At 65.4% G+C, this 23277-nt stretch carries 20 protein-coding genes and 1 pseudogene; 12 read left to right on the forward strand and 9 right to left on the reverse strand.

Annotated features, from left to right (window positions below; all coding sequences use genetic code 11):
* Nucleotide 1: 1 nt before the first annotated feature.
* From ACQR10_RS09050 to ACQR10_RS09060, 3 genes are all read right to left on the reverse strand, one after another.
* Complete coding sequence (locus ACQR10_RS09050) at nucleotides 2-895, reverse strand: branched-chain amino acid ABC transporter permease (RefSeq protein ID WP_315803557.1); 894 nt, start codon at nucleotides 893-895, stop codon at nucleotides 2-4.
* Nucleotides 896-1298: 403 nt separating this feature from the next.
* Complete coding sequence (locus tag ACQR10_RS09055) at nucleotides 1299-3230, reverse strand: long-chain fatty acid--CoA ligase (RefSeq protein WP_316216908.1); 1932 nt, start codon at nucleotides 3228-3230, stop codon at nucleotides 1299-1301.
* Nucleotides 3227-4048, reverse strand: a complete 822-nt coding sequence (locus tag ACQR10_RS09060) for an ABC transporter ATP-binding protein (RefSeq protein WP_315803555.1) — start codon at nucleotides 4046-4048, stop codon at nucleotides 3227-3229. Before ACQR10_RS09060 ends, ACQR10_RS09055 begins: the two co-directional genes overlap by 4 nt.
* 323 nt (nucleotides 4049-4371) lie before the next feature.
* Here ACQR10_RS09060 and ACQR10_RS09065 point away from each other — a divergent pair, with 323 nt between their 5' ends.
* The 3 genes from ACQR10_RS09065 to fcl all read left to right on the forward strand — a co-directional run bounded on the left by ACQR10_RS09065 (nucleotide 4372) and on the right by fcl (nucleotide 7199).
* On the forward strand, nucleotides 4372-5046 hold the full coding sequence (locus ACQR10_RS09065; protein ID WP_315803554.1) for a Crp/Fnr family transcriptional regulator: 675 nt from the start codon (nucleotides 4372-4374) through the stop codon (nucleotides 5044-5046).
* A gap of 160 nt (nucleotides 5047-5206) precedes the next feature.
* A complete protein-coding gene (gene gmd, locus ACQR10_RS09070) occupies nucleotides 5207-6262 on the forward strand; it encodes a GDP-mannose 4,6-dehydratase (protein WP_409997946.1) in 1056 nt (351 codons plus the stop codon).
* Nucleotides 6246-7199 carry a GDP-L-fucose synthase gene (gene fcl / locus ACQR10_RS09075; RefSeq protein ID WP_316216907.1) on the forward strand — a complete coding sequence of 318 codons (954 nt, stop codon included), beginning with the start codon at nucleotides 6246-6248 and terminating at the stop codon, nucleotides 7197-7199. Before gmd ends, fcl begins: the two co-directional genes overlap by 17 nt.
* Before the next feature lie 128 nt (nucleotides 7200-7327).
* Here fcl and ACQR10_RS09080 read toward each other — a convergent pair whose 3' ends face one another.
* Nucleotides 7328-8170, reverse strand: a complete 843-nt coding sequence (locus ACQR10_RS09080; RefSeq protein WP_316216906.1) for a uroporphyrinogen-III synthase — start codon at nucleotides 8168-8170, stop codon at nucleotides 7328-7330.
* A gap of 156 nt (nucleotides 8171-8326) precedes the next feature.
* Here ACQR10_RS09080 and purU point away from each other — a divergent pair, with 156 nt between their 5' ends.
* Complete coding sequence (gene purU, locus ACQR10_RS09085) at nucleotides 8327-9190, forward strand: formyltetrahydrofolate deformylase (protein ID WP_315803550.1); 864 nt, start codon at nucleotides 8327-8329, stop codon at nucleotides 9188-9190.
* An 11-nt stretch (nucleotides 9191-9201) separates the two neighbouring features.
* On the opposite strand, the gene ACQR10_RS09090 is transcribed toward purU, so the two are convergent.
* Nucleotides 9202-9501: a hypothetical protein gene (locus tag ACQR10_RS09090; protein WP_315803549.1), complete on the reverse strand. Its 300-nt coding sequence runs from the start codon at nucleotides 9499-9501 to the stop codon at nucleotides 9202-9204.
* A gap of 284 nt (nucleotides 9502-9785) precedes the next feature.
* On the opposite strand from ACQR10_RS09090, the gene ACQR10_RS09095 reads away from it, so the two are divergent.
* The 6 genes from ACQR10_RS09095 (at nucleotide 9786) to ACQR10_RS09120 (ending at nucleotide 16142) form a co-directional block, all read left to right on the forward strand.
* Complete coding sequence (locus tag ACQR10_RS09095; protein ID WP_315803548.1) at nucleotides 9786-10967, forward strand: ABC transporter substrate-binding protein; 1182 nt, start codon at nucleotides 9786-9788, stop codon at nucleotides 10965-10967.
* A 239-nt stretch (nucleotides 10968-11206) separates the two neighbouring features.
* Complete coding sequence (locus tag ACQR10_RS09100) at nucleotides 11207-12076, forward strand: branched-chain amino acid ABC transporter permease (protein WP_315712905.1); 870 nt, start codon at nucleotides 11207-11209, stop codon at nucleotides 12074-12076.
* A gap of 7 nt (nucleotides 12077-12083) precedes the next feature.
* Entirely contained in the window at nucleotides 12084-13121 is a 1038-nt protein-coding gene (locus tag ACQR10_RS09105) for a branched-chain amino acid ABC transporter permease (RefSeq protein WP_315803547.1), read from the forward strand.
* Nucleotides 13118-13864 (forward strand): ABC transporter ATP-binding protein, encoded by a 747-nt coding sequence (locus tag ACQR10_RS09110; RefSeq protein ID WP_315803546.1) that lies wholly within the window; start codon nucleotides 13118-13120, stop codon nucleotides 13862-13864. Before ACQR10_RS09105 ends, ACQR10_RS09110 begins: the two co-directional genes overlap by 4 nt.
* Nucleotides 13864-14580, forward strand: a complete 717-nt coding sequence (locus tag ACQR10_RS09115) for an ABC transporter ATP-binding protein (RefSeq protein WP_315803545.1) — start codon at nucleotides 13864-13866, stop codon at nucleotides 14578-14580. The genes ACQR10_RS09110 and ACQR10_RS09115 overlap by 1 nt, the downstream gene beginning before the upstream one ends.
* A 443-nt stretch (nucleotides 14581-15023) precedes the next feature.
* Nucleotides 15024-16142, forward strand: coding sequence for a cobalamin-independent methionine synthase II family protein (locus ACQR10_RS09120; RefSeq protein ID WP_315803544.1), 1119 nt, complete (start codon nucleotides 15024-15026; stop codon nucleotides 16140-16142).
* A gap of 40 nt (nucleotides 16143-16182) precedes the next feature.
* On the opposite strand, the gene ACQR10_RS09125 is transcribed toward ACQR10_RS09120, so the two are convergent.
* The 4 genes and pseudogenes from ACQR10_RS09125 to ACQR10_RS09140 all read right to left on the reverse strand — a co-directional run bounded on the left by ACQR10_RS09125 (nucleotide 16183) and on the right by ACQR10_RS09140 (nucleotide 20372).
* Nucleotides 16183-17313 carry an acyltransferase family protein gene (locus tag ACQR10_RS09125; protein ID WP_316216904.1) on the reverse strand — a complete coding sequence of 377 codons (1131 nt, stop codon included), beginning with the start codon at nucleotides 17311-17313 and terminating at the stop codon, nucleotides 16183-16185.
* Nucleotides 17314-17396: 83 nt separating this feature from the next.
* Nucleotides 17397-18089, reverse strand: a complete 693-nt coding sequence (locus tag ACQR10_RS09130) for an SGNH/GDSL hydrolase family protein (protein ID WP_316216903.1) — start codon at nucleotides 18087-18089, stop codon at nucleotides 17397-17399.
* Between the two features lie 57 nt (nucleotides 18090-18146).
* Nucleotides 18147-18524 carry a DUF2147 domain-containing protein gene (locus ACQR10_RS09135; RefSeq protein WP_315803541.1) on the reverse strand — a complete coding sequence of 126 codons (378 nt, stop codon included), beginning with the start codon at nucleotides 18522-18524 and terminating at the stop codon, nucleotides 18147-18149.
* Nucleotides 18525-18705: 181 nt separating this feature from the next.
* Nucleotides 18706-20372 (reverse strand): annotated as a pseudogene (locus ACQR10_RS09140) (caspase family protein).
* A gap of 154 nt (nucleotides 20373-20526) precedes the next feature.
* Here ACQR10_RS09140 and ACQR10_RS09145 point away from each other — a divergent pair.
* Both ACQR10_RS09145 and metK read left to right on the forward strand, forming a co-directional pair.
* Nucleotides 20527-21876, forward strand: a complete 1350-nt coding sequence (locus ACQR10_RS09145) for a hypothetical protein (RefSeq protein ID WP_172112675.1) — start codon at nucleotides 20527-20529, stop codon at nucleotides 21874-21876.
* Between the two features lie 99 nt (nucleotides 21877-21975).
* Nucleotides 21976-23172, forward strand: a complete 1197-nt coding sequence (gene metK / locus ACQR10_RS09150) for a methionine adenosyltransferase (RefSeq protein WP_316216902.1) — start codon at nucleotides 21976-21978, stop codon at nucleotides 23170-23172.
* Nucleotides 23173-23277 lie beyond the last annotated feature (105 nt).

Consider the following 23277-nt stretch of genomic DNA (forward strand, 5'->3'; position numbering starts at 1 on the left):
TTCAGATCCGCTCGATGTCTTTGGTGCCGAACAGGCCGTAGGGCTTGATCATCAGGATGATGATCAGGACGTAGAACGGCGCGATCTCGTACAGATTGCCCCAGTGCAGATACTGGCTGTCGACATATTGCGCGATATTCTCCAGGAGGCCGATGATGATGCCACCGAGCACGGCACCGCCGACCGAGTCGAGGCCTCCGAGGATCGCCGCCGGAAACACCTTGATGCCGTAGGCCGACAATCCCGAGGACACGCCGTTGACGACGGCGACGACCACGCCGGCCACGGCGGAGACGGTCGCCGAGATCGCCCAGGCCATCGCGAACACGCTCTTGACGGAGATGCCGAGCGATTGCGCGACCTGCTGGTTGAAGGCGGTGGCGCGCATCGCAAGGCCATATTTGGAGGCCTTGAAGAACCAGGCCATGCCGAGCATCATCAGCAGCGACACGACGAGGCTCATGACGTAGACCGTCTGGATCTGCAGTCCGAACAGGTCGACGGACGTGCTGGCGAACACTGGCGGGAACGGCTGCGGATTGACGCCAAACATCCATTTCAGCGCCGCCTGGAACACGGTCGACAGGCCGATCGTGACCATGATGACGGAGATGATGGGCTCGCCGATCATCGGCCGGAGGATCACAACCTGGATCGCGATGCCGAACGCGAACATGAAGACCAGCGTCAGCGGCATGCCGACCCAGAACGGCACCTGATATTTCGTCAGCAATGCCCAGCACACCCAGGCGCCGATCAGGAGCAGCTCGCCTTGCGCGAAATTGACGACCTGGGTCGCCTTGTAGATCAGCACGAACGACATCGCGACCACGCCATAGAGCGTTCCGACGACGAGGCCGTTGACCAGGAGCTGGATGAGGAAGGCGGTGTTCATGATCGTTCTCGCTCGTCATCGCCGGGCTTGACCCGGCGATCCAGCGTTTTCGGAAGAGGATGGCTGCGCGGGTCAAGCCCGCGCATGACGATTGGGTGTGCCGAGCCGGCGTGGCTCTTACCCTCTCCCCTTGTGGGAGAGGGTGGCTGCGCGCAGCGCAGCCGGGTGAGGGGTTCTCTCCGCGGGCGAGCGAGAGGAGAGGGACCCCTCACCCGACCGCGTTTGCGTTGACCGGCCGAGATGCCCTCTCCCGCAAGGGGAGAGGGCGCAGTCATGCGCAGTGTTTCGCGCTGCTCGTCATCGCCGGGCTTGACCCGGCGATCCATCGTGAAAGAGGCGTTGGCAAGAAGATGGATGCGCGGGTCAAGCCCGCGCAGGACGACCGAATATGACGATAAGCACATCATTCTGCGGCCTCCGCCATGGGGCCGTGGCTGTCCAGGTCCACCACCTTCAGCGTGGTGCGGATGCGCTGGGTGGTGCCGTCCTGGAAGCGGATGACCGTGTCGACGGGGATCGCCGGCTTGCCGCCATAGATGCCGTCGATGATATCGGCGTACTTCTCGTTGATGACGCTGCGGCGCACCTTGCGCGTACGTGTGAGTTCGCCGTCGTCGGCATCGAGTTCCTTGTACAGCAGCAGGAAGCGGGAGATGCGCTGCGCCGGCGGCAGGTGGGCATTGACGGTCTCGACCTCCTTCTGCAGCAGCGCATAGACCTCGTTGCGCGAGGCGAGATCGGAATAGGTGGTGAAAGCGATGCGGTTCTTCTCGGCCCATTTCGAGATGATCGAATAGCGGATGCAGATCATCGCGGCGAGGTGCTCGCGGCCGGCGCCGAGCACGACGGCCTCGGCGATATAGGGTGAGAACTTCAGCTTGTTCTCGATATATTGCGGTGAGAAGCGCTCGCCGCGCGCGGTCTCGGCGAGGTCCTTGATGCGGTCGATGACGACGAGCTGCTTCGCGTCGTTGAAATAGCCGGCGTCGCCCGAATGCATCCAGCCGTCCTTGACGTCGGCGGTCGAGGCTTCCGGGGCCTTGTAGTAGCCCAGGAACATGTTCGGGTGGCGTACCAGGATCTCGCCGATGCCCTGGCTGTCGGGCTGGTCGATCCTGATCTCGATGTCGTCAGCCATCGGCACGCCGGTCGTGTCGGGATCGACCTTGTCGTCCGGATGCAGCGTGTAGGCCCCGAGCAGCTCGGTCTGGCCGTAGAGCGTGCGCAGCGGCACGCCCATGGCGCGAAAGAACTTGAACGTATCGGGCCCGAGCGCGGCACCGCCGGTGGCAGCCGAGCGCAGCCGGGTGAAGCCGAGCCGGTCGCGCAGCGCACGGAACAGCAGCATGTCGGCAAGGCTCGAATGCCGGCCCTTTTCCAGGGCCGCAAGGCCGGTCGACATGCCCAGATGGTAGAGCCGTTGCTTCAGCGGCGAGGCGTCCATGACGGCGGCACGGACGTCGGCCGCGATCTGCTCCCACACCCTTGGTGCAAACAGTACGAAGGTCGGCGCGATCTCGCGGAAGTCGTTCATCATCGTGTCGGGCTCTTCGACGAAGTTGACCTTCATCCGGCAGAGCAGTCCTTTGCCGAGCACGTAGACCTGTTCCATGATCCAGGGCAGCGGCAGCACCGAAACGTATTCGTCCTCCGGCCCCTTCGGATCGAACGCGAGATAGGTCGCGCAGTGCTTGAGCACGCGCGCGGCCGAGAGCATCGCGAGCTTCGGATGCGAGGTCGTGCCCGAGGTGGTGCAGAGAATGGCGACGTCGTCGCCGACGGTCGCATCGACCATGCGGTCGTACAGATCCGGCTCGCGCGCCGCCCGATTGCGGCCGAGCTCAGCGAGCTTGTCCGCCGGCATCAGCCTGGGATCGTCATACTTCCGCATGCCGCGCGGATCGGAATAGACGATATGCTTGAGCGCCGGCACGCGCTCGGCGAGGTTGAGCAGCTTGTCGACCTGCTCCTCATCCTCGGCGAACACCAACCGAGCCTCGCCGTAATTGAGCAGGTAGGCGGCCTCGTCGTCGAGCACATCGCGATAGAGCCCGAGGCTGTAGCCTCGGATCGCATGCGTTGCGATCTCCGCCGCGACCCAGTCGGGCCGGTTGTCGCCGATGATTCCGATCACGGCATCCTTGCCGAGCCCAAGCTCGACCATGCCGAGCGTGAAATCGCGCACGCGCGCCTGGTAGTCGGCCCAGGTGAAGGTGCGCCACAGCCCGAGATCCTTTTCGCGCAGCGCCATCTCCGTCCCGTGCTCTTTCGCGTTCAGCCGTAGCAGCTTCGGATAGGTGTCGGCCTGCCGGACGCGACCCGCATAGTCCATCATGCCGCGTCCTCCGCGATGGACGGCGCCTCGTCGGGATCGACCAGCAGTTCGTCCTCCTCGCCGAGATAGGCGCGCTTGACGTGGGGATCGGCGAGCACCGCGGCCGGGTCGCCCTCGGCGATCTTGCGGCCGAAATCCAGCACCATGACGCGGTGGGAAATGTCCATCACCACGCCCATGTCGTGCTCAATCATCACGACGGTCATGCCGTATTCCTCGTTGAGGTCGACGATGTAGCGCGCCATGTCCTCCTTCTCCTCGAAGTTCATGCCGGCCATCGGCTCGTCGAGGAGAATGAGATGTGGCTCCAGCGCCATGGCGCGGGCGAGCTCGACGCGCTTGCGCAGGCCATAGGAGAGCGTGCCGGCCGGCGCCTTGCGCACCGACTGCAGGTCGAGGAAGTCGATGATCTGCTCGACCTTCTCGCGGTGCTTCAGCTCCTCGCGCCGCGCGCCGGTGAGCCAATACAGAGAGCCGGTGAGGAAGTTGTTCTTCAAGAGGTGATGGCGCCCGACCATGATGTTGTCGAGCACGCTCATGTGGTGGAAGAGGGCGAGGTTCTGGAAGGTGCGGCCGATGCCGATATTTGCGCGCGCGCTCGGCGGCAGGCCGGTGATGTCGCGGCCGCGATGGAACAGGCGGCCCTCGGTCGGCTTGTAGCGGCCGGAGATGCAGTTGACGATCGAAGTCTTGCCGGCACCGTTCGGGCCGATGATCGAGAACAACTCGCCCTCGCGCACGCCGAAGCTGACGTCGGTCAGGGCCCGCACCCCACCGAAACGCAGCGACACTCCGCGCGCTTCCAACGTATAGTCCAAGTCGTCCTCCCGAATTGTCTTGGGCGCTTGGCGCGCTCTTCAAGGCATCGTGTCGCGCGACGTTGAGCTCGTCGCGTCGGCTGCAATCCTATCCCGGGCATCGGTTCCGCGCCATCCGACGAATGACGGGCCACCCGGGCGGGCGCATTTTGCCGCATCTCGGATGCACCTCATCGGAGGCGCGAGTCGAGAGCAGTGGCCCTCGATAGGGGAAAGCGCTATCAGGAACTGTCTTGCGCCTGACATTTCCCAGGCTAAATTCACCGCTGGATTGTTGCGATGCAATATGGCTGCCGCGAGCTTCGACGAGACGAGATGACGGCTTGATCTCTCCCGATACCCTTCTGCGCATCGCGCCCTGGTCCCGCCATTTGAAGCCCGAGGAAATCGACACGGCCGCGGCCGGCGTCGTCGAGCGGTCGTTTGCGGCCAACGAACACATCTTCGTCCGCGGCGACCAATTCGACTACTGGACCGGGATCGTCACGGGTCTGGCGCGCATGAGCACGGTGTCGCGCGGTGGCAAGGCGACGACATTCGCCGGCATGTCGGCCGGCGCCTGGTTCGGCGAGGGCAGCGTGCTGAAGAACGAGCCGCGCCGCTATGACGTCGTGGCGCTGCGCGATACGCGCGTCGCGCTGATGGAGCGGCCGACCTTCATGTGGCTGTTCGAGAACAGCGTCGGCTTCAATCGCTTCCTCGTCACCCAGCTCAACGAGCGGCTCGGCCAGTTCATCGGCCTGGTCGAGGTCGGCCGCACGCTGGATGCGACGGCACGGCTCGCCCGCAGCATCGCGTCACTGTTCAATCCGATCCTCTACCCGAATACGACCCGCCACCTGGAGATCACCCAGGAGGAGATCGGCGCGCTGTCGGGCCTGTCCCGGCAGAACGCAAATCAATGCCTCAAGACGCTGGAGCGGGAGGGCCTGCTGCGCGTCGAATATGGCGGGGTGACCGTGCTCGATCTCGACCGGCTGCGCTGCTACGGGGACTAGATCCCGCCTTGCGTCGCGCCGATACGGGATTGATCCAACGCCTTGTTTTCCGTCGAGCTTGACCGGCGGCTTCGGCTGTGGACTGCTCGCCGGGAACTTCGGCCCGAGGGGGCGCGACGGTGTTGGAGTGAGTATGGCGGGGAAGGATTGCAGCGGCCGCGTGGCCCTGATCACGGGCGTCACGGGCCAGGACGGCGCCTATCTGGCCGAATATCTGCTCGGCCTTGGCTACACTGTGCACGGCATCAAGCGGCGGTCATCGTCCTTCAATACCGCGCGAGTGGATCATCTCTACCAGGATCCGCACGAAGGCAACGTCCCGTTCCTGCTGCATTACGGCGACATGACCGATTCCACCAACCTGATCCGGCTGGTGCAGCAGATCCGCCCCGACGAGATCTACAATCTCGCGGCCCAGAGCCATGTCGGCGTCAGCTTCGAGAGTCCGGAATACACGGCCAATGCCGACGCGCTCGGGGTTCTGCGCTTGTTGGAAGCCATTCGCATTCTCGGCATGGAGAAGCAGACGCGGTTCTACCAGGCCTCGACCTCGGAGCTGTACGGCCTGGTGCAGGAGATCCCGCAGCGGGAGACCACGCCGTTCTATCCGCGCTCGCCCTATGGCTGCGCCAAGCTCTACGGCTACTGGATCACGGTGAACTATCGCGAGGCCTATGGGATGTTCGCCTGCAACGGCATCCTGTTCAACCACGAGAGCCCGATCCGTGGCGAGACCTTCGTGACCCGCAAGATCACCCGCGGCGTCGCCCGCATCGAGACCGGCCTGGAGGAGACGATCTATCTCGGCAATCTCGAGGCCAAGCGCGACTGGGGCCATGCGCGCGATTATGTCGAGGGCATGCACCGTATCCTGCAGGCCGATACGCCTGACGATTTCGTGCTGGCGACCGGCGAGACCCATTCGGTGCGCGAGCTGGTCGAGCTCGCCTTCGCCGAGGTCGATCGCCGCATCGAATGGCGCGGCGAGGGGGTCGAGGAGACCGGGATCGACGCGAGATCCGGCAAGGCGGTGGTGCGGATCGACCCGACCTATTTCCGCCCGACCGAGGTCGACCTCCTGATCGGCGATTGCAGCAAGGCGCGCGACAAGCTCGGATGGAAACCAAGGACGAGCTTCGCCCAACTGGTCAAGGAGATGGTCGCCAGCGATCTGTGCGCCGCACGGCGGGAGGCGAGCAGTGGCCACGCCATTTGATCTCCGCGGCAAGCGTGTCTTCGTCGCCGGCCATCGCGGCATGGTCGGCAGCGCGCTGGTGCGGCGGTTGGCGAGCGAAGGCGTCGAACTGCTGACGGTGCCGCGCAGCGAGGTCGATCTGCGCGACCAGGCGGCGGTGTTCTCATGGTTTGCGCGCGCCCGGCCGCAGGCCGTTTTCCTCGCCGCGGCGAAGGTCGGCGGCATCGTCGCCAACAACACGCTGCGTGCCGAGTTCATCTACGAGAACATCGCCATCGCCACCAACGTCATCCACGCCGCGCATGTGAACGGCGCCGAGAAGCTGATGTTTCTCGGGTCCTCCTGCATCTATCCCAAGCTCGCCCCCCAGCCGTTGCGCGAGGATTCGATGCTGACCGGGCCGCTGGAGCCGACCAACGAGCCCTATGCAATCGCCAAGATCGCCGGCATCAAGATGGTCGAGGCCTATCGCAGCCAGTACGGCGCCGACTTCATCAACGTGATGCCGACCAATCTCTATGGTCCCGGCGACAACTACCATCCCGAGTACAGCCACGTCGTTGCGGCGCTGATCCGCCGCTTCCATGAGGCGAGGCTCGCCGATGCGCCGGAGGTGGTGGTCTGGGGCACGGGGACGCCGCGGCGCGAATTCCTCTATGTCGACGACATGGCCGATGCCTGCGTGTACCTGATGAAGACCTATTCGGAGGCGGGGCTGGTCAACATCGGCACCGGCGAGGACATCACGATTGCCGATTTCGCCCGTGTGGTTGCGGCGACGGTCGGCTATCAGGGACGGATCAGCTTCGATCCCTCACGCCCCGATGGCACGCCGCGCAAGCTGCTCGACATCTCGCGGCTGGCAAAGCTTGGCTGGCGCGCGACGACGTCGCTGAAGGAAGGCATCGCGTGCGCGTATCAAGCGTTTCTGCAGGAGACGGGGCAGGCCGCCCCCTAACCCTCCGCTGTCGTCCCGGCGAACGCCGGGACCCATACCGCGGACGCTATCTGGGAACGGGGCTGGTAGTTGCCTGCCTCATCGCGATCGGTGGCTATAGGTCCGGGGTCAAGCCCGGGACGACACTGTTAGTAACGCGCCGCTGGCGGCACTTTCACACCCAGCGCCTTGGCCATCGCCGAGATCAGCGGCTTCATGAAATAGGCCTCGCCCGCCGGTGTGATCGACGGCGTCAGCCCATGCGCAGCCAGCTCCTCCGTCACCACAGGCCCGACGGAGGCGATCTGCGTGCGTGCCAGTCCCTCACGCAGGCGTGCCTCGACGCCGTGCGCCCTGGCGACGTCGAACAGCCGCCGCGGCTGGCCGGAACTCGTCAGCGCGATCGCGTCAACCTTGCCGGCGATCATCTCGTCGATCGCGGTGAGGATGTTCGCATCCGCCGCCTTGGCATCATAGACATAGGGCAGCACCGGATCGACCTCGGCGCCACCCGCCTTGATCGCACTGATCAGCGCCGAATGATCCTTGTCGGGATAAAGCTGCAGGCCGAGCCGATGGCCCGCGAGGTCGTAGCTCGCCAGCAGTTCGGCCACGCCTTCCGAGGTCGGCTTCTCCGTGGTGACCTGCGCCTCCAGGCCGAGCTCGCGCAAGGCGCGCCCCGGCTTGGGGCCGCGGGTGAAGGTCCGGGCCTTGCCGATCGCGTCGATGAACTCGGCCTCGACGCCGATCCGGCGCGCCACCGTCATCAGCCGCCTGAGGCCCTCGCCGGTCATCAGCACGAGATCGTCGAACGGCCGTTCGTTACAGCGGCGAATCCAGGCTTCGATCGGCGCCGGGTCCGGCGCATCCTCGATCGTGAACATCGGACATTGCAGCACGTCCGCGCCCTGCTCGGCGAGCAGCCGCGAGAACTGCGCCTCCTCGCGGGTTTCCAGGATCAGGATGCGGTTGCCGGTCAGCCTGTCAGCCATGACGATGCTCGAAGTTTGAGAGTTGATGTTTTGTTCATCCTGCCCACGGGCCGAGCGTTGGCGCAAGCGCGCGGAGGGTGATAGAGCAGGGCCCGAACGGGCGCCAAGCCTGCCGCATCATTCACCCCTTCGTCATCCGCCCGGTAACGTCACGCCATGTCCGACCACCAATATGTCCTGACTCTGTCCTGCCCGGATCGTCCCGGGATCGTCTCGGCCGTCTCCACCTTCCTCGCCCATAACGGCCAGAATATTCTCGACGCCCAGCAGTTCGGCGACTTCGAGACGGGTCATTTCTTCATGCGCGTGGTGTTCACGGCGGCCGACCTCGCGGTCAACCTGCCGGCGCTGCAGACCGGATTCGCCGCGATTGCCGAACGCTTTGCGATGGACTGGCAGATGCGCGACCGCGCCGGGCAGCGCCGGGTGATGCTGCTGGTGTCCAAGTTTGACCATTGCCTGGTCGACATCCTCTATCGCTGGCGGACCCGCGACCTCGCGATGATCCCGACCGCGATCGTCTCCAACCATCCGCGCGAGACCTATGCCGGGCTCGATTTCGGCGACATTCCGTTCCACCACATGCCCGTCACCAAGGACACCAAGCGCGACCAGGAGCAGGCGATCCTGAAGCTGGTCGAGGAAACCGAGACCGATCTCGTCGTGCTCGCGCGCTACATGCAGATCCTGTCGGACGAGATGTCAGCGAGCCTGTCCGGCCGCTGCATCAACATCCACCATTCGTTCCTGCCGGGCTTCAAGGGCGCGAAACCCTACCACCAGGCCTATGAGCGCGGCGTCAAGCTGATCGGCGCTACCGCCCATTACGTCACCCGCGATCTCGACGAGGGCCCGATCATCGACCAGGACGTCGAGCGAATCAGCCATCGCGACACCCCCGACGATCTCGTGCGCAAGGGCCGCGACATCGAGCGGCGCGTGCTGGCGCGGGCGATCCGCTATCACCTCGAGGACCGCGTCATCCTCAACGGCCGCAAGACCGTCGTCTTCATGGATTGATGTCGCCGCCGTCAGCGGCCGGGGGCGGTCGCCTGCGCGTTGGCGTTGGACTGCGTCTGCTTGTCGCGTTCGGCGGCCGGCAACTGCCGCTGCCGCTCGCGCTCCTGCATGAACCGGTCGTATTCGGGGGTGCCCGGCCGGGGTGGCGCGTCGGCCGGCAGGCCGCCGGCCCATTGCGGCATCAGATCGCCCATCCCCGCGCCGACCTTCTCATTGATCGACGAGCAGCCGGCGAGGATCGGCCCGGCCGCGGCCAGAAGCATCATCGCGGCCGGAAAGAGCCTGGTCCGGTGGGGGCGTCTGGCCGGCATTGACGGGGGACCTTTCATGCTGCGGGCGACCCGCGGCCCGGACCCTAACGACTTGCCATCAATTGGTAAAATTTGGCCGTTCGATGGTTTGGGTATTAATATACCAATCACGGATCGGTGGTCCGTTGCGGAAACCTACCGTTCACGAAGCCTCCCATGATCGCCATTGACAACGGGGTCCCAAGTCCGCAGCGATGCGCCCGCGATATCGTGAACGAGATCGCACGGTTAAGACAACAATGGCCGGGGGCTGCGGTCCTGATCCGACCAGGGAGGTAGTTTCAATGTTCGTGCGAAACAAGACACTGACGCTCGCCGCCAGTGCGGCGCTCGCCGCGGCTGCGCTCGCGTCCGGTGCGGCGCGGGCCGAAGACGTGTTCAAGATCGGCCTGATCGTGCCGATGACCGGCGGCCAGGCGTCGACCGGCAAGCAGATCGACAATGCCATCAAGCTCTACATGCAGCAGAACGGCGACACCGTCGCCGGCAAGAAGATCCAGGTCATCCTCAAGGACGACGCGGCGCTGCCGGACAACACCAAGCGTCTGGCGCAGGAGCTGATCGTCAACGACAAGGTCAACGTCATCGCCGGCTTCGGCGTGACACCGGCGGCCTTCGCCGCCGCGCCGCTTGCCACCCAGGGCAAGATCCCGGAAGTCGTCATGGCCGCCGGCACCTCCATCATCACCGAGAAGTCGCCCTACATCGTCCGCACCAGCTTCACGCTGCCGCAGTCCTCGACGATCATCGGCGACTGGGCGGTCAAGAACGGCATCAAGAAGGTCGCCACGCTGACCTCGGACTACGCGCCGGGCAACGACGCGCTGGCCTCGTTCAAGGAGCATTTCACCGCCGGCGGCGGCGAGATCGTCGAGGAAATCAAGGTTCCGCTGGCGAACCCCGACTTCGCTCCGTTCCTGCAGCGCATGAAGGACGCCAAGCCGGACGCCATGTTCGTGTTCGTGCCGGCCGGCCAGGGCGGCAACTTCATGAAACAATATGCCGAGCGCGGCCTCGACAAGAGCGGCATCAAGGTGATCGGACCGGGTGACGTCACCGACGACGACCTGCTCAACGACATGGGCGACGCCGTGCTCGGCGCCGTCACCGCGCACATCTATTCGGCGGCGCATCCGTCGGCGAAGAACAAGGAGTTCGTCGCGGCCTACAAGAAGGCGTTCAACAGCCGTCCGGGCTTCATGGCGGTCGGCGGTTACGACGGCATCCATCTGATCTACGAGGCGCTGAAGAAGACCGGTGGCAAGACCGACGGCGATTCCCTGCTTGCGGCGATGAAGGGCATGGCCTGGGAGAGCCCACGCGGTCCCATCTCGATCGATCCGGAGACGCGCGACATCGTTCAGAACGTCTACATCCGCAAGGTCGAGAAGGTCGACGGCGAGCTCTACAACGTCGAGTTCCAGACCTTCGAGGCCGTCAAGGATCCGGGCAAGGCCAAGAAGTGACGCGATAGGCGTCATCTCGAGCGCGCACGAACGGTGCGCTCCCTCCCCCGCGTGCGGGGGAGGGCTGGGGTGGGGGTACCCCACGGCACACGCGTCGTGTGGAGAGATGTCCCCCACCCGGATTACATCGTTCAGATGCGATCCGACCTCCCCCCGCAGGCGGGGGAGGCGCAGACCGAGCAAGCATTGAATGCATGCCCTTCGGATGAAGGGATGACTGGGGACTGAAACTAGACTCCATGACCGCCATCCTCACCAACCTCTTCGACGGCGTCGCCTACGGCATGCTGCTGTTCGTGCTGGCCTGCGGGCTCGCCGTGACGCTCGGCCTGATGAACTTCGTCAACCTCGCCCATGGCGCCTTCGCCATGGCCGGCGGCTACGTCTGCGCCGTGCTCGTCAACCGGATGGGATGGCCGTTCTTCGCGGCGCTGCCGCTGGCCTTCGTCGCGAGCGCCATGATCGGCGCGCTGCTGGAGCGGACGCTCTATCAGCATCTCTATGCGCGCAGCCATCTCGACCAGGTGCTGTTCTCGATCGGGCTCGTCTTCATGACGGTGGCCGCGGTCGACTACATCATGGGCTCCTCGCGAATCTTCATCAATCTGCCCGACGTGCTGCAGGGCCAGTTCGACGTCTTCGGCGTTGGCATCGGCCGCTATCGGCTGATGATCATCGTCATCTGCGGGCTGCTCACGGTGGGGCTGCAGCTGGTGCTCTCCAAGACGCGGTTCGGCAGCCGGCTGCGTGCCGCCGTCGATGATCCGCGCGCGGCGAGCGGCCTCGGCATCAACGTGCCGCAGGTGTTCGCCTTCACCTTCGCGTTCGGCTGCGGGCTCGCCGGCCTGGGCGGCGCGCTCAGCGCCGAGATCCTCGGCCTCGATCCATACTTCCCGCTGAAGTTCATGATCTACTTCCTGATCGTGGTCACCGTGGGCGGCTCGTCGTCGATCACCGGCCCGTTCCTTGCCTCGCTGCTGCTCGGCATCGGCGACGTCGCCGGCAAATACTACGTGCCGAAGCTCGGCCCCTTCGTCATCTACACCATCATGATCGTGATCCTGATCTGGCGTCCGAACGGCCTGTTCGGCCGCACGGCGACGCGGTGAGGATCGCATGACCACGAACGCACAAACCGAGGTCGGATTTCACGCCAGGCAGCACGGCCGCTGGCACTGGAGCGAGTTCGCCTTCTGGATCGTCGTGCTGGCGGTCGGACTGGCGTTTCCCTCGCGCTACCTGATCATGACCGAGATCCTGCGGCTGGCGCTGTTCGCGCTGTCGCTCGACCTGATCCTCGGCTATGCCGGCATCGTCTCGCTCGGCCACGCCGCCTTCTTCGGCGTCGGCGCCTATTGCGCGGGCCTGCTCTCGGTGCACGGCATCATCAACGAGCCGGTGTTGGCGCTGATCGTGGCCGGCCTCGCCGCCACCGTGCTTGGCTTCGCCACCAGCTTCCTGGTCATCCGCGGCGTCGACCTGACGCGGCTGATGGTGACGCTCGGCATCGCGCTGTTGATGGAGGCGCTGGCGGAGCGCTTCTCCAACATCACCGGCGGTACCGACGGTCTCCAGGGCATCGACATCCAGCCGATCTTCGGCGTGTTCGCCTTCGACATGTTCGGCAAGACCGGGTTCTTCTATGCGCTCGCGGTGCTGTTCGTGCTGTTCCTGCTGGCGCGGACAATCGTGCATTCCCCCTTCGGTCTGTCGCTGCGCGCGATCAAGAACAATCCGTTGCGCGCCGCCGCCGTCGGCATTCCCGTCAACAAGCGCCTGATCGCGATCTACACCGTCGGCGCGTTCTACGCCGGCATTGCCGGGGCGCTGTTCACCCAGACCACGGCGCTGGCCTCGCTCGACGTGTTCTCGTTCGAGCGCTCCGCCGACCTCGTGCTGATGCTGGTCATCGGCGGATCCGGCTATCTCTATGGCGGGCTGATCGGCGCCGCCGTGTTCCGGATGCTGCAGGAGCTGTTCCAGTGGATCACGCCGCAATACTGGATGTTCTGGATCGGCCTCGTGCTCGTCGTCATCGTTCTGGTCGGCCGCCATCGCATCCACGCCTATGCGCTGTGGCTGCCCAATCTCATCCTTCGGCAGATCGCCGGCCGCAAGGCCGCGGTGGCCCTCACCGATAACGAGGCGCCATGACCTACGCATTGGAAACCCGCGGCCTCGACAAGCATTTCGGCGGCCTCCATGTCACCCGCAATCTGTCGCTGCAGATCGCGCCGGGCGCGCGCCATGCGCTGATCGGTCCGAACGGCGCCGGCAAGACCACGGTCATCAATCAGCTCACCGGCGTGCTGGAGCCGAGCGCGGGGCGCATCCTGCTCGAAGGCCAGGACATCACCGACCTGCCCGTGCACAAGCGCGTGCTGCGCGGCCTGTCGCGCACCTTCCAGATCAACCAGCTCTATCCGGACCTCACGCCGCTGGAGACGATCGGGCTCGCGGTCTCCGAGCGACTCGGCGGCGGCGGCAACTGGTGGCGGCGCATGGGCACGCGCGACGACATCAATGCCGAGATCGCCGAGACCTTGGAACGCTTCCGGCTACTCGACGTGATGAACGATCGCACCTCGACCTTGCCCTATGGCAAGCAGCGCCTGCTGGAGATCGCGGTCGCGATCGCCGCGCGCCCGCGCGTTCTGCTCCTCGACGAGCCCGCCGCCGGCGTGCCCGAGGGCGAGCGCAAGGATATTCTCGCCGCCGTCGCGGCGCTGCCGCGCGACGTGACGGTGCTCTTGATCGAGCACGACATGGATCTCGTCTTCTCCTTCGCCGACCGCATCTCGGTTCTCGTCTCCGGCGCGCTGCTGGTCGAGGGCGCGCCCGACGAGGTCGCGCGCGATCCGCAGGTCAAGGCCGTCTATCTCGGCGAGGCCGCGTGATGACCGATCTGCTGACAATCGAGAACCTGCGCGCCGGCTACGGCCAGGCGGTCGTGCTGCCGGACATGTCGCTGAAGCTGCCCGAGGGGCAGGTGCTGGCGCTGCTTGGCCGCAACGGCACCGGCAAGACCACGCTGATCAACTCCATCGTCGGAGTCACCCGCCGCTTCTCCGGCAAGCTCGCGTTGGCCGGCACCGACATCACGGCTCTTCGCGCCGACCAGCGCGCCCGCGCCGGCATCGGCTGGGTGCCGCAGGAGCGCAACATCTTCCGCTCGCTCACGGTGGAGGAGAACATGACCGCGGTGGCGCAGCCCGGACCCTGGACGGTCGAGCGCGTCTACCAGATGTTTCCGCGGCTCAAGGAGCGGCGCAACAATTTCGGCAACCAGCTTTCCGGCGGCGAGCAGCAGATGCTGGCGATCGGCCGCGCGCTGACGCTCAATCCCAAGGTGCTGCTGCTGGATGAGCCGACCGAAGGCCTCGCGCCGATCATCGTCGAGGAGCTGCTGGCTGCGATCGGCACCATTAGCCGCGCCGGCGGGCTGTGCTCCATCATCGTCGAGCAGCACGCGCAGAAGCTGCTGGCGCTGGCCGACCGTGTCGTGATCCTGGAGCGCGGCACCATCGTGCACGATGCGCCGTCGAGCGCCTTGAAGGCCGATCCGGCGCCCCTGGAGCGGCATCTCGGCGTCGCGAGCGCCGCCGCGCACTGACCTGATCGATAGGCTTGAACGCGACGAGCCGAAGCGTCATCATTGGTTGCGGGGACAGCGTGGCTCGCGCAATCGACCGAGGTCGCGCGGAAGGTCTGGCGGTATGGCGCGGCCGTCGTCAACATCGGTATGCAGAATCCAGTTGTGACGTCCTGGCGGCCGGAGCCTCGTTATCCCGAGGGCGCTTTGCCTGGAGACGGATTTGATGGGGTCACCTCAAGATTGCCCATCGAACGCGGTCGGAATTGGCCAGACCACCGCACCTGGCATGGATCGCGCCGTGCCTCTCCACGATCTCTCTTCGACAGAATTGTATACCGACCGGATACGGGGTAGGGGATGGACCCAGTCCATCACGCTTTGCCCAGGTGACCAGCCAGGACAGATCGCGGCCGGTCCAACAACCCTATCCAACGAATCGACGCCTTCCAAGGAGTGAGCACATGCAACGCACCAAGCCCCCATTCCGCGCCGACGAAGTCGGCAGCCTCTTGCGGCCGCAGAAGATCAAGGAAGCCCGCGCCAAGCTCGAGAAGGGCGAGATCTCGGCGGCCGACCTCGCAAAGATCGAGGACATGGAGATCGAGAAGGTCGTGCATCGCCAGGCCTCGACCGGCCTGAAGCTTGCGACCGACGGCGAGTTCCGCCGCTCCTGGTGGCATTTCGACTTCCTCGCCAAGCTGACCGGCTGCGAGCTGTTTCACCCGGACGCCGGTATTCAGTTCACCGGCGTGCAGACCCGTCATGACGCGGTGCGCGTTATCGGCAAGCTCGACTTCCCGGCCGATCATCCGATGCTCGACCATTTCCGCTTCCTGAAGAAGCACGCCGATACGGCGCATGTGACGGCGAAGATGACGATCCCGTCGCCGGCCGTGCTGCACTTCCGAGGCGGCCGCAAATCGATCTCCAAGGACGTCTATCCCGATCTCGACGCCTTCTACGAGGATCTCGGCAAGACCTACCGCAAGGCCGTGAAGGCGTTCTACGACGCCGGCTGCCGCTATCTGCAGTTCGACGACACCGTGTGGGCCTATCTGTGCTCGCAGGACGAGCTGAAGAAGGCGCGCGAGCGCGGCGACAATCCCGACGGCCTGCAGCAGATCTATTCGCGCATCATCAACTACGCGATCGCCGAGCGTCCCGCCGACATGACCATCACCACCCATGTCTGCCGCGGCAATTTCCGCTCGACGTGGATCTCCTCGGGCGGCTACGAGCCGGTTGCGGAGACCATGCTCGCCAATACCAACTACGACGGCTATTTCCTGGAATATGACAGCGAGCGTGCCGGCGGCTTCGAGCCGCTGCGCTTCCTGCCCAAGGGCAACAAGGTCGTCGTCGTCGGTCTCGTCACCTCGAAGGTCGGCGAGCTCGAGAAGAAGGACGACATCAAGCGCCGCCTGGAAGAGGCCTCGAAGTTCGCCCCGCTGGACCAGCTCGCGCTGTCGCCGCAATGCGGCTTTGCCTCCACCGAGGAAGGCAACATCCTGAGCGAGGAAGAGCAGTGGGCCAAGCTGCGCCTCTGCGTCGAGCTCGCCGAGGAGATCTGGGGCAAGTAATCAGCTGCCTGAGGCAGCGCGCCTGGCGATCAGGCGATGATCAATGACGTGGGAGCGGGGCCGGAGCAATCCGCCCCGCTTCGTTTTTGCGCAGCAGCGTGCGGCGGATCAGCCGCTGCGCCGGGGCCTCGAAGCCGGCATAAGTGAGATATGCCGCCGTCAGGGTCAGTCCCATGAAGCCGATCCAGAACAGCTGGCTGCCGTACGGGATCGGTTGGCCCCAGGACGCGAATGCCAGCGCGATCATGAGCTGGATCGGGAAGTGCAGCAGGTAGCACGAATAGGTCATGTTGCCCGCGGCCTGCAGCAGATCTTCGACACGCTTGGGCAGTGTCAGCGGGGTTGTGCAGACGAACAACAGGAGCGGTGTGTAGACGAGCAGGAGCGCTGCCGCGCGCTCGGCGAGCGCGATGCCTGACACCCGCAGCGCCAAGGGAATGCCGACGACGGCGCAGGCGGCGAGCGCCTCCAGTTTTGGCCGGTACGGGGCATCGGCAACGCTCTGCCGCGCCATCGCGGCGAGGCCACCAGCATAGAAGAACACGAAACATTTTCCGACCAGCGTCCCGCTCGCGATCCCGGCCAGGATCATCGCCAGGTTCAACAGCGGCGATGCGGTGACGAAACGCAGCGCCAGGAAGAACGCGGCATAGACCAGCACCTCGATCGAGACCGACCAGATCGGGCCGTTGAAGCTGACCCCGGTCGGCGGCAGCCAGTCGCTCGCCATGAAAAGCTGGGCGACGAAATGAGCGAGATCGTTGCTCTGGTAGACGAAGAAGAAGCCGTGCTGCGCGACATAGAGGGCCTGCAGCCCCGCGACCAGCAGCAGCGTTGCGAGATGCAGCGGAGAGAGCCGCGACAGCCGGTTGACGAAGAAGGTCCAGCCGTCGACCGCGCCATCCGGGATGAGCGCGCTGTACTTCCAGAAGAAGATGAACCCGGAGATGCACCAGAAGATCACCACGCCGTATTCGCCGAGCTCGTAGAACGGGAACAGCACGCGGTAGAATGGCAATTCGCTTCGGACGAGATCGACCGGCGCGTCGGCGACGTAGGCGAAGTGCGGATAGTGCCACAACAGCACCGAGATCGTGGCGATGAAACGCAGCAGCTCGAGCCCGAGCAGCTTGTGAGTCCCAGACGATGTCGATGTGTGAGGCAGGGCCATGCGGTGATCGTTAACCGTCTCGACGGGATGTGCGCCCAATCCTAGCCGGCGCGAAGTGAAGGAATGTTTTCGCAGCCTGCGGATCAGCGGCAGGCGAGCTCGGTTCCTTGCAGGATCGCCTGGTCCCAGGACCGATAGCCCGTGGCATTCAGATGGATGCCTTCGAGCGTGAACGGCGATTCCATCGGCGGCAGGGGCAGGAAGGTCGCGCCGGTGCGCCTTGCGAGGTCCGGCAGCACGGCGCGATAGCCGGTGATGCTCGCCGCGGCGGCCTTCTCCATGGCCGGCGTGAATGGCCCGCGCGCCTCGACGGAGGGAAACTCGGCGATGAAGATGCGCGTGGTGAGCTTTGACAGCTCGCGCAGCAGGGCCTCGTAGCGCGCAGCGAAGACCTCGCTGGAGTCGGGCTTGGCGGCCAGCGCGTCGTTCACGCCGAGCGAGACGATGATCGCGAACGGCCGTTTCGGCCCGAGTGCGGGCTTCAGCCAGCCGGCGAGATCGCTGCGCGTCCCGGCGCCGGCGAGACCGGCGTTGACGACCGGATGCCCGCAGGCGCTGGCCGGCAGCGTCGCCGCCTCGACGATGCTGTCACCGAGCACGATGATCGGGTCATCGGGGCGAGCCAGCAGATTGTAGTGGACGACGAGCTGGCGGACCATGCGGTGGTCGCTGCCGGACGGTGTCGCCGAGCGGCGTGCCAGCACGAACGTCGCGGCTGCCGCGGTGATCACCGCAAACAGCACGAATCCCAGCCGCGCCTGCGTTTTCGCTGCCATATGGACGATCGATGCCCTGATGTGACCCGACCGTAGTATGAATTCGCAAACGGAGCTCTAATTCGTCCGCGTCCAGGTCGAGGAACGGCAGATGACGCCGCCGAAGGCGCAGCCGGCCGTGGTCAGCGTGCCGCCGGACAGGGTCATCTTGGCATCGTAGGTCTTGCCGTCGTCGGGATTGCTGTAGCTGCCGGCCCAGGCGTTGGGTCCGGTCGGCTTCATGCCGGAGAACAGCCGCTGGCCGACCTTGGCGGGGGTAACCGTGCCTTCCTTGATCCAGACCAGCGTGCCGCAGATGGCGCCGCCGCAGGGCGCGAATCTGACCTTGGAGGCGCCGCTTTCGCGCAGCCAGACGCCGCTGACATCGTCGGCGAGCGCCGGGCCTGCCGCCAGCGCGAGCGACACACCTAGTCCGACAACGAAACGACCGATCATGCGAGCCTCCCTCATCCTTCGAGACGAACTTGTTGCTAGCGGATCGTGTCGGCGATGCGGCGGGCCGACGGCGACACGCTTGGTCTCCATTGTTCAGAAAGGATATCAGGATTCGGGCGTGCCGCACCTGTCTCGCGGGCTGTGATGGTCGGGCTGTGGCAGTGCCTGCCCAGCCGCAGGTTTATCTCGCCGCCAGATAGACTTCGCCAAGCAGCGAGGAATTCGACCACGGCACCTGCCGGTTCTTGGTGCCGGCCACGACCTCGGCGCGTACGCGCGTCAGCATCTGCTGCACCTCGAGCCCGGGCGTGCCGATGTGGCGGGTCAGCGCCGCCGAGAACGGGCTGTTGTCGCCGTCGCCGTCGAGCGCGACCTTGCCCGGCGCGGTCGCGAACGCGATCAGCGTGCCGGCCCCGGACGTCGCGCCAGCACCGAGCGACGATGGTGCGGCCAGCCCGGTGGCGCTGAGACCCCGGCCGGGTCCGGCGCTTGCCGTCTCCGGTGGCGCGAACGGATTGTTGCGGCAGGCATCGAGGATCAGGATGTTGGTGCGGACCTGGTCGTCGAGCCCGGCCAGGATCTGGTCCATGTCGACCATTGCCGTGACCACATCGCTGCCCGCGGACGGTGCGATGTCGGTGGGCAGGAGATAGTTGCGGCCGTCGATCTGCACGCCGTGGCCGGCATAGAACACGACGGCCACCTGCGCCCGCGTCGCCTCGCGCAGGAAGTCGCGCGTCTTGGCCTGCATCGCCGCGCGGTCGAGATCGATGCCCTCAGTCACCGTGAAGCCGATGTCGCGCAGGCTCCTGGCGATTGCTCGCGCATCGCGCGGCGGATTGGGCAGTGGCTGCACGTGAGCGTAGGCCCCGTTGCCGATGACCAGCGCCATGCGCTGCCCCGTCGGCGCCGCTGCGGCCGAGGAGGGGCCGTGGATTCCGGCCGCGGCTGGGGGCGCACCACCGCCTCCGACAGCAGCGACAGACGCACCCTGGCGGTGGCCTGGTTGGCCTTGCTGCCGGCATCGGATGCGGTCGGCGTCAGCGCCGCGGCGTAATCCGCCTTGGCCGCGTCGAACTCGCCCTTGGCCTCATAGGCCAGCGCACGATGCACATGGGCAGCGATGACGACGCTGCCCGGCGGCGTCATCACGTTGGCCGGCGGATTCTGCGCGAGCCGGACCGCCTCCGAAGCGTCGGCGACGGCGCGGTCGAGATGGCCCTTGGCGCGCCAGATCACACTGCGGTTGATCAGCGGCGAGGCCAGCGCCGGATCGAGCCGGATCGCCTCGTTGATGTCGCCAAGCGCGCCGTCGAGGTCGCCGGTCGCTTCCTTGGAGATGCCGCGATTCTGCCAGGACAGCGCGGATTTCGGCATCAGCCTGATCGCCTGGTCGTAGTCGGCGATCGCCTTGGCGTAGTCGCCGGTGCCGCGATAGGCGTTGCCGCGGTTGTGGAAGAGCGTGCCGCTCGGCGCGCCGCTCTTGATGGCGTCGTTGAAGTCGGCGATCGCGATCTCGTACTCGCCTTTGTCGTAGTAGGCCGAGCCGCGCAGATTGTAGATCGCCTGCGCCGGTGCCAGCCGCAGCGCCTCGGTGGCATCGGCGATCACGTGGGTGTAGTCGCCCTTCTTGTTCCAGCCGACCGCGCGCCAGAAATAGATCGTCGCCAGCTGGCTGCCGGAAAACACCTTCAGCGCGATGATCTTGTTGCAGGCGGCGATCATCTGGTCCGCAGGCGTCGTCTCGGTGGTGCAGAGCAGGCCGAGCTGGGACTTCGACTGGGCGAGGCCGGGAGACGTCCAGAGGGCAGCCAGCAGCGGTATCAGCAGCAGGAGGGAGCGGCGCATCGGCACGGACCGTGGGGACGAGAGGCAGGAACCTATCCGGTTTGTTGCGTCCGGAAGGGTCCGGGTTCAGGCTCTTTCCAATGGTGGGCAGATGGTGCTAGGAGGTTGGGCCAAGGGCGCGCTGCCCACTTGCATTTCCCACCCGTCGGACCGAATGAAGAACGACCAGCTGCTCGCCCAGATCACGGAGTTCTGCCGCCAGTCGGACATGGCGGAATCGACGTTCGGCCGGCGGGCCGTGAACGACGGCAAGCTCGTGCAGCGGCTGCGCGAGGGCAAGCGCATCACCATCGATACGCTGGACCGCATCCAGGCCTATATCGCGGCTTCCACCGGCACGCTGCCGCCGCCGCGGCTCGACGTCGTGCCGGAGAAGCGCGATCCCAAGAGCAATTTCCGCTTCTTCGAGAACCGCCAGAAATACCTGCTGTTCGTGCACACCTGCAGCGAGAAGCGGGTGGTGGCCGAGCGTGTCGGCCTCGAGCTCGCCAGCATCCATCCGCGGCCGCCGGCGCTGCGGCTGTTCGACGCCGGCGTCGGCGACGGCACCGTGCTGTCGAAGGTGCTGCGCACCATGCACGGCCGTTTTCCGCACATTCCGTTCTATGTCGCCGGCAAGGAGCTGAGCCTCGAGGACGTCCGGCTGACACTGGAGAAGGTGCCGGACCGGCTGTTCGAGCATCCGGCCAGCGTGTTCGTGTTCACCAACATGAACTATGCCGAGGCGCCCTGGCTGACGCCGGCGTCGCCTTCGGTCGCGGCGTCGATGATCTGGCACGAGGTCGTGCTGCAGGGCGATTCGTCCGGGGATTTCGAGGCCCAGATCACCGCGCTGAAGCCGTTTCTGGAGCAGAACTGGCGCGCCAACGTCTCCCAGCGCACCGGCATGCCGGTCTATGAACGGCCGATCGCGCTGGTGCTGTACCGCGAGGACCACCGCTTCCTGCTCGACGGCATCATCCCGCGGGCCGGACGGGTCGAGGCCAATTTCGACCTGATCATCGCCTCCCAGCCCTACCGTGCCCGGTCCTCGGTCAATTTTCGCGCCAAGCGCATCATCGCACCGCTGGCGCGTGCCTTAAAGCCGGGCGGTCGGCTGATCGGAATCCACTCCCACGGCCAGGATCCCGGCCTGGACATCATCCAGGCGGTCTGGCCCGGAGAAAATCCTTTCTCGGTCAGCCGCCATGAGCTATTGCGCGCCGTGAAATACGAGCTGGGCTCCAGTGGGCGAGACTTAAATTTTAACGCCTATGCGGACAATCGCTCGATTTTCAGGTATGAGATGGAGGCTCTGCCCAACGAGGTCACCGGTGCGATCGGAACCTCGACGGCCTTTGCAGCCTGGAACGCGGCGGTGTATGTCGCGCAGATCGAGGAAGACCGCCTGACCGAGGTGGCCCACTCGTCTCGTGCGCTCGACGCCGCCAGAGAGGTTCTGCGAAAGCACAACGGGCTGTGGTTCTACGACGAGTCCTACGTCATCTCGCGGCGTCGCGACTGACATCCTGGGATCAGGACAGTTGGGATCAAGAGACTTGGGATCGAGAGACTTGGGATCAATACAAATGACCGCCGTGGGCGGCAAAGAAGGGGTTGCTTGATGCGCGCGTCTTATCTGTTCACCTCGGAGTCGGTGTCCGAGGGCCATCCGGACAAGGTCTGCGACCGTATTTCCGACGAGATCGTCGACCTGTTCTACCGTGAAGGGCCGAAGGCCGGCATCGACCCCTGGCAGATCCGCGCCGCCTGCGAGACGCTCGCCACCACCAACAAGGTCGTGATCGCCGGCGAGACCCGCGGCCCGGCCTCGGTCACCAACGACCACATCGAGCACGTCGTCCGCGAGGCCATCAAGGACATCGGCTACGAGCAGCAAGGCTTCCACTGGAAGACCTGCGACATCGAGATCCTGCTGCACCCGCAGTCCGCCGACATCGCGCAGGGCGTCGATGCGCTGCAGCCGGGCGAGCGCAAGGAAGAGGGCGCGGGCGACCAGGGCATCATGTTCGGTTACGCCACCAACGAGACTCCAGATCTGATGCCGGCGCCGATCTTCTACGCCCACAAGATCCTGCGTCTGATCTCGGAGGCTCGTCACTCCGGGGTCGAGAAGGTGCTCGGTCCGGACTCCAAGAGCCAGGTGACCGTGCAGTATGAGAACGGCAAGCCGGTCGGCGTCCGCGAGATCGTGGTGTCGCACCAGCATCTGGTCGAGGATATGACCTCGGAGCAGGTGCGGGAGCGGGTCGAGCCTTACGTGCGCAAGGCGCTGCCGGAAGGCTGGATCACCCCCAAGACGATCTGGCACATCAATCCGACCGGCAAGTTCTTCATCGGCGGTCCCGACGGCGACGCTGGCCTCACCGGCCGCAAGATCATCGTCGACACCTATGGTGGCGCGGCCCCGCATGGCGGCGGCGCCTTCTCGGGCAAGGATCCGACCAAGGTCGATCGTTCCGCCGCCTATGCCGCGCGTTACGTCGCCAAGAACATCGTCGCCGCAGGTCTTGCTGACCGCTGCACGCTGCAGCTTGCCTACGCGATCGGCGTGGCGCGCCCGCTCTCGATCTATATCGACACCCATGGCACCGGCAAGGTGCCCGAGGATCGGCTCGAGAAGATCGCGGCCGAGGTGATGGATCTCACCCCGCGCGGCATCCGCAGCCACCTCGACCTCAACCGTCCGATCTACGCGCGCACCTCGTCCTACGGCCATTTCGGCCGCACGCCGGACAACGAGGGCGGCTTCTCCTGGGAGAAGACCGACCTCGCCGAATCGTTCAAGCGCGCGGTGTGATTCATACGTCATCTCTCCCCGCGCGCGGGCAGAGATGACAGCCGATGTCTCGCATCGGTGTCGTCAGATTGAAGACGGCGGCAGGAGGCCGCCGTTGCCTCTCCC

This window comes from Bradyrhizobium sp. HKCCYLRH2060, from assembly GCF_051168135.1.
Taxonomy (GTDB): Bacteria; Pseudomonadota; Alphaproteobacteria; order Rhizobiales; family Xanthobacteraceae; genus Bradyrhizobium.

Excerpts from the sequence above, each read along its gene's own strand:
- ACQR10_RS09050 (WP_315803557.1), bottom strand. The coding sequence starts at position 895 with ATGAACACCGCCTTCCTCATCCAGCTCCTGGTCAACGGCCTCGTCGTC.
- ACQR10_RS09055 (WP_316216908.1), bottom strand. The coding sequence starts at position 3,230 with ATGATGGACTATGCGGGTCGCGTCCGGCAGGCCGACACCTATCCGAAG.
- ACQR10_RS09080 (WP_316216906.1), bottom strand. The coding sequence starts at position 8,170 with ATGGCTGACAGGCTGACCGGCAACCGCATCCTGATCCTGGAAACCCGC.
- purU (WP_315803550.1), top strand. The coding sequence starts at position 8,327 with ATGTCCGACCACCAATATGTCCTGACTCTGTCCTGCCCGGATCGTCCC.
- ACQR10_RS09090 (WP_315803549.1), bottom strand. The coding sequence starts at position 9,501 with ATGCCGGCCAGACGCCCCCACCGGACCAGGCTCTTTCCGGCCGCGATG.
- ACQR10_RS09095 (WP_315803548.1), top strand. The coding sequence starts at position 9,786 with ATGTTCGTGCGAAACAAGACACTGACGCTCGCCGCCAGTGCGGCGCTC.
- ACQR10_RS09100 (WP_315712905.1), top strand. The coding sequence starts at position 11,207 with ATGACCGCCATCCTCACCAACCTCTTCGACGGCGTCGCCTACGGCATG.
- ACQR10_RS09105 (WP_315803547.1), top strand. The coding sequence starts at position 12,084 with ATGACCACGAACGCACAAACCGAGGTCGGATTTCACGCCAGGCAGCAC.
- ACQR10_RS09110 (WP_315803546.1), top strand. The coding sequence starts at position 13,118 with ATGACCTACGCATTGGAAACCCGCGGCCTCGACAAGCATTTCGGCGGC.
- ACQR10_RS09115 (WP_315803545.1), top strand. The coding sequence starts at position 13,864 with ATGACCGATCTGCTGACAATCGAGAACCTGCGCGCCGGCTACGGCCAG.
- ACQR10_RS09120 (WP_315803544.1), top strand. The coding sequence starts at position 15,024 with ATGCAACGCACCAAGCCCCCATTCCGCGCCGACGAAGTCGGCAGCCTC.
- ACQR10_RS09125 (WP_316216904.1), bottom strand. The coding sequence starts at position 17,313 with ATGGCCCTGCCTCACACATCGACATCGTCTGGGACTCACAAGCTGCTC.
- ACQR10_RS09130 (WP_316216903.1), bottom strand. The coding sequence starts at position 18,089 with ATGGCAGCGAAAACGCAGGCGCGGCTGGGATTCGTGCTGTTTGCGGTG.
- ACQR10_RS09135 (WP_315803541.1), bottom strand. The coding sequence starts at position 18,524 with ATGATCGGTCGTTTCGTTGTCGGACTAGGTGTGTCGCTCGCGCTGGCG.
- ACQR10_RS09145 (WP_172112675.1), top strand. The coding sequence starts at position 20,527 with ATGAAGAACGACCAGCTGCTCGCCCAGATCACGGAGTTCTGCCGCCAG.
- metK (WP_316216902.1), top strand. The coding sequence starts at position 21,976 with ATGCGCGCGTCTTATCTGTTCACCTCGGAGTCGGTGTCCGAGGGCCAT.